This is a genomic window from Kitasatospora sp. NPDC048298, assembly GCF_043201465.1.
GTDB lineage: Bacteria > Actinomycetota > Actinomycetes > Streptomycetales > Streptomycetaceae > Kitasatospora.
The window spans coordinates 108,296-116,343 of the sequence record NZ_JBICYZ010000025.1; the positions used below are offsets into that span (position 1 = coordinate 108,296).

Genomic DNA, 8,048 nt, shown 5'->3' on the forward strand with positions numbered 1-8,048 from the left:
TGAGTGACTGCGGTCCTCGTTCCCCGGGTGAGCGGGGAGCGGGGGCCGCTGGTCACCGGAAGGACGGGCCGGCGGGCCTCACATCCGGCGGACCCGCAGCACGCTGGTGAGCATCGGGAGGGTGAACTCGCCGGTGCCGGTGCCGGTGCCGGCGCCGGTCTCCGGCCGGTCGGTGAGGTAGGCGTGGGTGGCGTCCAGCAGGGCCTTCCGTTCCTGCTCCGGCATGACCAGGACGCCCGCCTTCGTCGAGAGGGTGGCGACGAGGGAGTCGGCGGTCCGCCGCTGCCCGTGCGGGAACTCCGCCTGCTCGGGCGAGTCGAACCGGGCGTCCCCGCCGGACCGGGGAAGGTGCATCCGCGCCGTCTCGACGCGCCAACTGGTGGGCACGTCGCGCGGGCCGATGGCGGCGGGGCCGGTGACGCGGGCGAGGCCGGCCACCCAGTCGACCCGGTCGTCGAAGACGTTCCACAGGCCGGCCAGCACGCCGCCGGGGGCGAGGACCCTGGCGATCTCCGGCCCCGCGAGGTCCATGTCGAACCAGTGCATGGCGTTGCCGGACACCACGGCGTCGACGGAGTCGTCCGGCAGCGGGATCGCCTCCGCTCGTCCCGCCAGCGCGCGGACGGTCGGCAGTGCGGCGCGCAGTTCGGCCAGCATCGCCGGGTCGGGTTCGACCGAGACGACGTCGTGGCCCAGGGCGACCAGGGTGGCGGTGAGCTTGCCCGTCCCGGCGCCGAGGTCGAGCACCCGCTGGCCGGGCGCGGCCTCGAGGGCCCAGCGCACGGCGGCCTGCGCGTAGTCCGGGCGGTGCTCGGCGTAGGCGCCCGCCGCGCGGCCGAACGACGAGCTGTGCAGCCGCCGTTCGGCCTGCGCCGACTCCTGGCCGGCGGCCGCCCGGCCACGCGCGTCGTCCTGGTGCTGCCGGGTGTCGTCGTTGATTCCCGTCACTGAAGCCCCCGCTGATCGACGGTCTGATTCCGGCTCGATGTATCGAACCGATACATCGAGACGATAGGTACCGGAGTGCTTCGACACAAGGTCCACTTCTGCTGACCGACGATCACGGCCGACATTCGGAGGGGATCGGGGCATAGAATTGAACGCGTTCAGAAGTCTGGGCTACGCTGGGTTCCGAGGAACCGAGGCAAGAGGGGGAACCCATGAAGGTCGTCATTCCCGGTGGATCCGGTGAGCTCGGGACGCTGCTCGACCGGCGCCTGACCGCCGCCGGGCACCAGGTCGTCGTGCTCAGCCGCAGGCCCGCCGGATCCCGGCAGGTCGGCTGGGACGGACGGACCCTCGGCGCCTGGGCAGCCGAGATCGACGGCGCCGACGTCGTGCTCAACCTCGCCGGGCGCAGCGTCAACTGCCGCTACACCGAGGCGAACCGGCAGGAGATGATGGACTCCCGGGTGCAGTCCACCCGGGTCGTCGGCGAGGCCGTAGCAGCCGCCCGCCGCCCGCCCTCGTGCTGGCTCCAGATGAGCACCGCCACCGTCTACGCCCACCGCCACGACGCCCCCAACGACGAGCGGGACGGCCTGATCGGCGGCAGCGAGCCCGACGCCCCGCCCGCCTGGCGGTACAGCATCGACGTCGCCCAGGCCTGGGAGCGCACCCTGGCCGAGGCCGACACCCCGCACACCCGCCGGGTCGCGCTGCGCACCGCCGCCGTCCTCGGCCCCGAGCGCGGCGGCTCGCTCGACGCGCTCTCCTGGCTGGCCCGGCTCGGTGTCGGCGGGCCGGTCGCGGGCGGCGCCCAGTACGTCTCCTGGCTCCACGAGCGGGACTTCGCCCGCGCCGTCGAGTTCCTGATCGCCCGCGAGGACCTCACCGGGCCGGTCAACCTCGCCGCCCCGAACCCGCTGCCCCAGCGCGAGTTCATGCGCGAGCTGCGCACCGCCTGGGGCATGCCGCTGGCCCTGCCCGCCACCCGCTGGATGGCCGAACTGGGCGCCTTCGCGCTGCGCTCCGACACCGAGCTGCTGCTGAAGAGCCGCCGCGTCGTCCCGACCCGCCTGCTCGACGCGGGCTTCGCCTTCGACCACCCGAGCTGGCCGGAGGCCGCCCGCGACCTCGTGCGGCGGCTGCGCGGGCGGTAGCGCGCTCGACGGCCGCCGTGTGGCGGGTTCGTCACGGGGCCGTCACAGCTCCCCGTCGGCGCTTGCCCGGGCCCGGTGATCCCCGGGACCGTGGAGGAACACGCACGGTCGATCAGGGGGCGGGATGCGGACGGTACGGCTGTCGGTCATGCGGCAGTGGGGAAGCAACATCGGGATCGGCTGCGCCCTGGCGGTGGCGACGATGCTCGCGCTCGGCCTGTCCGGTGCCACCGGCGCGGGGACGGCCACCCTGATCGGCGTGCTGATCGGGGGCGCGGCGGCCGTCGGGGTGCCGCACACCTTCCGGCTACGGGAGGACGAGCAGGGCCTCACCCTGGTCCGGCTGCTGGTCGCGCGCCGCTACGCCTGGTCGGAGATCAGCGGCCTGGCCATGGAGTTCGGCGAGGAGATCGAGACCAGCGGCCACCACGTGACCCTGCGCCTGCGCCTGGTGGACCCGCCGGGCCGGTTCTGGGGCCCGCAGCTCGGCCGGATCGACGTCACCGAGGACGACCGGCCACGCGGCGTCGAACCGCGCGCCCTGGCCGAGCTGTTCGCGGTCTTCGGCCGGCACGGAGTACCCGTCGACCAGCCGGAGTTCGCGAACGCCGTGCTCCACGTCTACGGCCTGCCGCCACTGCCGCCCCAACCGGTGCGGCAGGTGCCGGCCGGGCCCGTGCCCACGGCGGGGGAGGCGTACGAGTACGCCCCGGACGTCGCGGAGGAGGAGAAGGACCTGGCCGCCCACCGGAGCACCGTCAAGAGCCCGCCCCGCAAGCGTCGCGAGTACCTGCTGCGCGCCGCCGCCCGGGCCGACCGCATCGCCCTGGCGGGCGGCGACGCCGACCCGCACCAGGTGGTGCGGGCGCGGATAGCGGCCGGGGAGCTGACCGAACACGACCGCGTCACCGCCGAAGGCGACGGTGCGCGCGGGTACGTCCGCCAGCAGTACCTGGACTGGCGCCGGACCGCCGCCGAGCCGCGGCGGGGCCGGGGGACGGCTCGCTGACGGGCCGAGGGCTGAGTCGCCGGCGGGTCGAGGGCGGAGCCGCTGACGAGCCGAGGGCCGATGGTCAGCCCGGCCCCGGCGGCCCGGACCGTGACCCGCGTGCGAGCCCTCTCGCCGCCGCACCGAGCAGTGCGGCGCCGCCGACGGCGAGCAGGCCGTGGTGCTGGGAGGCCCACAGCCGGGTGCTGCGCTCCCGGGCCTCGTCGTCGAAGCGGCCGTGCGCGCCGTGGTCGTCGGAAGTGTCCGACGGCGTCCGGAGGTTGGCGAGGCCGTCCGCCTGTCGGGGGCCGTCCTCCTGCTGGGCGCCGATGCCGGTGCGGGCGAGGTAGCGGTCGAGCAGGCCGGGGGCGAGCGCGTTGGCGACCAGGGTGCCGACGGTGCTGCCGCCCACCCAGTACTCCCGCCGCCCGGGGTGGTCGGCGGCGAACCGCACGGCGCGGGCGGCGACGGCCTCGCAGGCCTGCGGGTCGGCCACGTCGGCCAGTACGGTGCGCACCGGCGAGCCGGCGGCCTGGGCCTCGGCCGAGGCGGCGCGCAGTCCGGCCAGGCCCCGGGCGACCAGCACCAGCCGGTCGCCCCCGGTGGCGAGGGCCGAAGGCCGGGACGTACACCGGCAGCCGTTCCGCGGTCGGGGGAGTGTAGAGCCAGGCGTTCTCCATCGTGTAGTGCGTGCCGCGGTGGGACACCATGCCGCCGGTGAACAGCTCCCGCGTCACCTCGACGGCCTCCTCCAGCATCTCCGCACGCACCGCGAACGGCGGCCGGCGGCGCCCAGGACGTGCTTGTTGAGTGCCTCGCCGGTGCCGACGCCGAGCCGCAGCCCGCCCGCGAGCTGCACGTCCGCGGTGGCCGCGGCCTGCGCCGTCACGGCTGGGTGCAGCCACACCGTGGGGCAGGTGACCAGGGTGGTCACCGGCAGCCGGACCACCTGTGACAGCGCGCCGATCACGCCCCAGACGAACGGGGCGTTGCCCTGGGCGTCGTTCCACGGGGGGAGTGGTCGGAGATCGCCAGCCGGGTGAAACCGGCCCGCTCCGCCAGCCGGGCCTGATCGACCAGCTGGGCGGGGGAGAACTCCTCGCAGGACAGGAAGCAGCCGAACGCGGTCATGGCGGCCTCGGTTCGTCGGTCGGCCTGTGCCGGAGCGGCTTTCCGGACGGGGCGCCGCGACCCCTGGGCGTCGCGCGCGAGTGGTGGCCCCGCCGGTCGGGGGCTCGGTTGGCCCCGGCCTCACGGGGTAGGCGCGCGGCATGGAGGACATCGGACCCCCGCCTGAGGACCCCGCCGCCGCCGACGCGGACTCCCTCGACCTGTGCGACCAGTGCGGACGCGCCGTCGCCCGCACCGAGCTGCTCGGCGCCCTGGTGCCGGACTCCTCCGCCCTGCACTCCACCGAACCCGAACTGGACGGCAAGCGGGTCGTCCTGGCCTGTTCCGCGGAGCACCTGACCACCCTGATCGCGGACTACCGCCACCGCCCCTTCGTCCCCGAGGAGCAGTGGGCCGCCAAGGTCTGCCGCACCCTCGCCGAGTGCGACGAACCCCTGCCACTGAGCGTGGTCGCCCGCCTGAGCGGCCTCTCCGAGCGCCAGGCCATGGAGGGCGTGGAGTGGCACAACGCCCGCGCCCGGGAGTGGCGGCGGCGCTACGGCGGCCGGGGCGGCGACTGACCGGAAGGCGCTTTCCGCACGCAGTCTGGACATGCTGTGCCCATCGAAATACAGTGAGTTTCGGGCCTGCTACTGCAGGAAAACCGAGGGGGCGGAAAGCGCGAAACGGCGGCTTCGATGCCGCCTGGTCTGGCAATTCGGTGGGGCTTCCCTTGTGCACGGGAAGTCATACATGGAGCTGACGAGGGCGCGGAGTCCGGTCCGAAATGCTCCAGCCTTGAGATGCCGCGGGCGCTGAACCCGATATCGCCCTCCGGGCCCGATGATCGGCGCTGCAAAAGGATTCCAGTGGCGCCGAATTCGATTCGTTCGCTACCCGTCCAGGCGAAAGGAAAGGCCATCATGCACCTGTCGGCAGCTGACCTCGCAAAGCTCGGGGACTCACCGATCACGATCCAGTCGACGTTCTTCCCGAACATCTACCTGCGCATGGACGGGACCGGGGTGACGACCCCCACCGACCACGGAAGCGGGAAGGTCAACTGTCAGTACGGCACCGGCCCCTGGACGGCGTACAAGGTCCGGCCGCAGGCCGACGGCTCGTACGCCTTCGAGTCGGCGGCCTTCCCGAGCGTGTTCCTGCGCATGGACGGCAACGGGGTCCCCACCACCATGGCGGGCGGCGGGACGGTCAACTGCCAGAGCTACATCGGCCCCTGGGAGAAGTTCAACGCCCGGGCCCAGGCGGACGGTTCGTTCTCCTTCGAGTCGGCGGCCTTCCCCGGTATCTTCCTGCGCATGGTGACCGACAGCGGGGTGACCACCGCCACCGGCCCCGGCGGAACGGTGAACTGTCAAATCAACGCCAACGGCGGCGGGCACGAGAAGTTCTACCTCGAAATGGCGTAGTGGCCGGGGCGCCCGGGGAATTCGGTCACGGGATTTCACGGAACCGTACGTGACGCAGCCCGGGCGATTCACCGGCGGCAGTGCCGCATCGTGACAGGAAAGCGAATGTGCCTTCCGTGCGGGGAGGACAAGGCCGGTACGGCCTTTGTCAGCCCTGCCGGAAGGCACTCGCGCGTGCGGACGACAGGGCCCCCACCGGTCGGTGCGATGATGGTGCGCATGACGGACTCGGACACCCAGGGTGACGGTGTGCACCTGGACGACCTGCTGCGGGACGCCACCGGCACCGGAGCACTGTGGCGGTTGACGGGCGCCGAGCGCCAGCTCGACGCCAACGTGGTGCGGCTGCGGCCGGGCGCCTCCGTGGCCGACCACGTGGAACCCGACCTGGACGTCCTGGTGCTGGGCATCGAGGGGGAGGGCACGCTGCGCTGCGAGGGCGTCGCATACGACCTGCGCCCGGGTGACCTGCGGATGCTGCCGCACGGCGCCGCCCGGGGCGTGGCCGCCGGGCCCGCGGGTGTCGTCTACCTGACGGTGCACCGCCGGCGCCCGGGGATGACCATCCGCCCTCGGCCCTGAGGCGCGGCCCTGACACTCGGCCCTGTGACTCGGCCCGTGCGTGGTCCCGGCACCCGCCAGTGCCCCTACGGCTCCAGCAGGTGGTCCAGCACCCGGCCGAAGACCAGCCGCCCCGCCCGGGCGAGGAAGGGGTCGAGCAGCCCGGGCAGGCCGGCGACCGTCAGCTCCTCCGTCCAGACCGCCGCACTGCCGCCGCCCACCGCCCGCACCCGCAGCTCGGCCCAGCCGCGCACCGGTCGGCCGTGCTTCACCAGCCGGCACAGCCCGTCCCGACCGGCGACCGGGCCGGATCCGGGTGCGGATCCGGGGCCGGGGACGACCAGCTCGGCGATCTCCATCGGATCGTCGAAGCGCAGCGGCCCGAGCGCCGTCCGGGCCAGGACGACGTCACCCACCTCCCGGCCGCTGCCCCGGACCACGGAGACCCGGGTGAACGGCACCCGCTCCCCGTGCCGGGACCAGGCCGTCAGCCGCTCCCAGCACTCGGCGGGCGGCAGCGGCGTACGGCGGATCAGGACGAAGCGGGCCATGGCCGCCACCCTAGAGCTTCCTCCGGCCGGCCGCCTGAGACTTCCCCGGCCGGCCGGACCAGACGCGCGTCCGACGCCTTCCAGAAGACGGCCTAGCCCAGCCACTCCAGGGTGAACTGCGTGGCGCGGTAGGAGTACTGGGCCACCACGGCGTCCCGCTCCCCGGGAGCGGAGACGGCGACGAAGTTGCCCGAGTGGTGCAGCTGGAGCAGCACGCGGTTGCGGTCGGCCGGGTCGCGGATGATCGAGAACGTCTGGTGGTCGGGGGGCGGAGAGCCGCAGTCGAAGGTGGCGAGCCACGAGGCGTCAAGGCGGCCGGCGTCCCCGATGCCCATGCAGAGGCGGCCGTTCCTGCGGTTCACCAGGGCGAAGGAGGCCGTGCTCCCCGAGCCGGTGTAGCACAGGCCCCACTGCTGGTTGCTGCCGGTGTGCCATTCGTGCTGGATGATGGTTCCGACCATCGGGGTGGCCAGGCTCATGTCGAGGACGTTGTCGCTGCCCTGCGGGGTCGAGAACGGAGTCCTGATCCGGTAGTAGCCGTCCACGCAGACCCAGCCCTCCCGGCCCTCCCACGCGTGCGTCTTCGTCTCCGGATCGAAGCCGGTCACCGTGGGGGCGGAGGCCGACGCGGGGGCGGCGAGGACGGTGAGAGCAGCCGACGAGGCCAGGGCGGCGACGCCGAGGGCGCGCAGGGCCCTGGCGGCCCTTCGTCGCAGCGGGTTGGTCATGGGTTTCTCCGTCGGGATGTGAGCGGGCACGGTCAGCAGCCGACGAGGGTCTGGACGATCCGGCGTACGGTTCCGGCGGGTTCGGGATAGGCGCAGGCGACCGAGCCGATCTCCGGGACCTCGTAGGTGGTGAACGTCCCGGGGCCGTTCGGCAGGGAGTTGACCCAGATGCCGGTGGTGGGGCCGGTCTCGGCGCAGATGAACTTGACGTACTGGCCCGTGACCATGCGGGTCGCCCGGTAGACGCCGTACTTCCCGGGGTCGTTGAAGTTCCAGGTGTTCGTCACGGTGGTCGACCTGGTGCTGGAGGTCGTCTTCTGGACCGAGAATCCGACCTTCGCCTCGACCTTGCCGAACAGGACGTTGGCGGAGGCGGTGATCTCGGTCTTGTTGTCGACGGTGGTGGTCACCGAATCGATAGTGGGTGGCGCCCGAGCGGCGGTGTCGACCCGGCGAGGGCTTCCGGGCAGCAGGAAGCGGGGGGGGGGGGGCCGGGGGGGGGGGGGGCCCCCCCCCCCCCGGGGGGGGGGGGGGGGGGGGGGGGGGGGGGGGGGGGGGGGGGGGGGGGGGCGGGAGGG

The 8,048-nt window shown here is 73.6% G+C and carries 10 protein-coding genes and 1 pseudogene; 5 read left to right on the forward strand and 6 right to left on the reverse strand.

All coding sequences use genetic code 11. From position 1 onward, the window contains the following. Nucleotides 1–78: 78 nt before the first annotated feature. Nucleotides 79–948 carry a class I SAM-dependent methyltransferase gene (locus ACGF0D_RS20045; RefSeq protein ID WP_392918021.1) on the reverse strand — a complete coding sequence of 290 codons (870 nt, stop codon included), beginning with the start codon at nucleotides 946–948 and terminating at the stop codon, nucleotides 79–81. A gap of 212 nt (nucleotides 949–1,160) precedes the next feature. Between ACGF0D_RS20045 and ACGF0D_RS20050 the strand changes: the two genes are divergently transcribed. Beyond that, nucleotides 1,161–2,102 carry a TIGR01777 family oxidoreductase gene (locus ACGF0D_RS20050; protein ID WP_392918023.1) on the forward strand — a complete coding sequence of 314 codons (942 nt, stop codon included), beginning with the start codon at nucleotides 1,161–1,163 and terminating at the stop codon, nucleotides 2,100–2,102. 148 nt (nucleotides 2,103–2,250) lie between these two features. Further along, entirely contained in the window at nucleotides 2,251–3,111 is an 861-nt protein-coding gene (locus tag ACGF0D_RS20055) for a hypothetical protein (protein WP_392918025.1), read from the forward strand. Nucleotides 3,112–3,175: 64 nt separating this feature from the next. Here ACGF0D_RS20055 and ACGF0D_RS20060 read toward each other — a convergent pair whose 3' ends face one another. Next, nucleotides 3,176–3,676: a hypothetical protein gene (locus ACGF0D_RS20060; RefSeq protein ID WP_392918028.1), complete on the reverse strand. Its 501-nt coding sequence runs from the start codon at nucleotides 3,674–3,676 to the stop codon at nucleotides 3,176–3,178. After that, nucleotides 3,669–4,221: pseudogene (locus ACGF0D_RS20065) on the reverse strand (TIGR03557 family F420-dependent LLM class oxidoreductase); the annotation flags it as partial. The pseudogene ACGF0D_RS20065 and the gene ACGF0D_RS20060, both read right to left, overlap by 8 nt. 140 nt (nucleotides 4,222–4,361) lie before the next feature. Here ACGF0D_RS20065 and ACGF0D_RS20070 point away from each other — a divergent pair. The 3 genes from ACGF0D_RS20070 to ACGF0D_RS20080 all read left to right on the forward strand — a co-directional run bounded on the left by ACGF0D_RS20070 (nucleotide 4,362) and on the right by ACGF0D_RS20080 (nucleotide 6,212). Continuing rightward, entirely contained in the window at nucleotides 4,362–4,781 is a 420-nt protein-coding gene (locus ACGF0D_RS20070) for a hypothetical protein (protein WP_392918031.1), read from the forward strand. Between the two features lie 342 nt (nucleotides 4,782–5,123). After that, a complete protein-coding gene (locus ACGF0D_RS20075) occupies nucleotides 5,124–5,630 on the forward strand; it encodes a hypothetical protein (RefSeq protein WP_392918034.1) in 507 nt (168 codons plus the stop codon). 219 nt (nucleotides 5,631–5,849) lie between these two features. Beyond that, the gene (locus tag ACGF0D_RS20080; protein ID WP_392877003.1) at nucleotides 5,850–6,212 is read left to right on the forward strand and encodes a cupin domain-containing protein; all 363 of its coding nucleotides are present in this window, start codon (nucleotides 5,850–5,852) and stop codon (nucleotides 6,210–6,212) included. A 65-nt stretch (nucleotides 6,213–6,277) separates the two neighbouring features. Here the strand turns inward: ACGF0D_RS20080 and ACGF0D_RS20085 are convergent, their stop codons facing one another. From ACGF0D_RS20085 to ACGF0D_RS20095, 3 genes are all read right to left on the reverse strand, one after another. Next, the gene (locus tag ACGF0D_RS20085) at nucleotides 6,278–6,742 is read right to left on the reverse strand and encodes an SRPBCC family protein (RefSeq protein ID WP_392918036.1); all 465 of its coding nucleotides are present in this window, start codon (nucleotides 6,740–6,742) and stop codon (nucleotides 6,278–6,280) included. Between the two features lie 92 nt (nucleotides 6,743–6,834). Further along, on the reverse strand, nucleotides 6,835–7,470 hold the full coding sequence (locus ACGF0D_RS20090) for an RICIN domain-containing protein (protein ID WP_392918038.1): 636 nt from the start codon (nucleotides 7,468–7,470) through the stop codon (nucleotides 6,835–6,837). Nucleotides 7,471–7,502: 32 nt separating this feature from the next. Next, nucleotides 7,503–7,880: a hypothetical protein gene (locus ACGF0D_RS20095; protein WP_392918041.1), complete on the reverse strand. Its 378-nt coding sequence runs from the start codon at nucleotides 7,878–7,880 to the stop codon at nucleotides 7,503–7,505. Nucleotides 7,881–8,048: the final 168 nt, after the last annotated feature.

Excerpts from the sequence above, each read along its gene's own strand:
- ACGF0D_RS20075 (WP_392918034.1), top strand. The coding sequence starts at position 5,124 with ATGCACCTGTCGGCAGCTGACCTCGCAAAGCTCGGGGACTCACCGATC.
- ACGF0D_RS20055 (WP_392918025.1), top strand. The coding sequence starts at position 2,251 with ATGCGGCAGTGGGGAAGCAACATCGGGATCGGCTGCGCCCTGGCGGTG.
- ACGF0D_RS20050 (WP_392918023.1), top strand. The coding sequence starts at position 1,161 with ATGAAGGTCGTCATTCCCGGTGGATCCGGTGAGCTCGGGACGCTGCTC.
- ACGF0D_RS20070 (WP_392918031.1), top strand. The coding sequence starts at position 4,362 with ATGGAGGACATCGGACCCCCGCCTGAGGACCCCGCCGCCGCCGACGCG.
- ACGF0D_RS20090 (WP_392918038.1), bottom strand. The coding sequence starts at position 7,470 with ATGACCAACCCGCTGCGACGAAGGGCCGCCAGGGCCCTGCGCGCCCTC.
- ACGF0D_RS20080 (WP_392877003.1), top strand. The coding sequence starts at position 5,850 with ATGACGGACTCGGACACCCAGGGTGACGGTGTGCACCTGGACGACCTG.
- ACGF0D_RS20085 (WP_392918036.1), bottom strand. The coding sequence starts at position 6,742 with ATGGCCCGCTTCGTCCTGATCCGCCGTACGCCGCTGCCGCCCGCCGAG.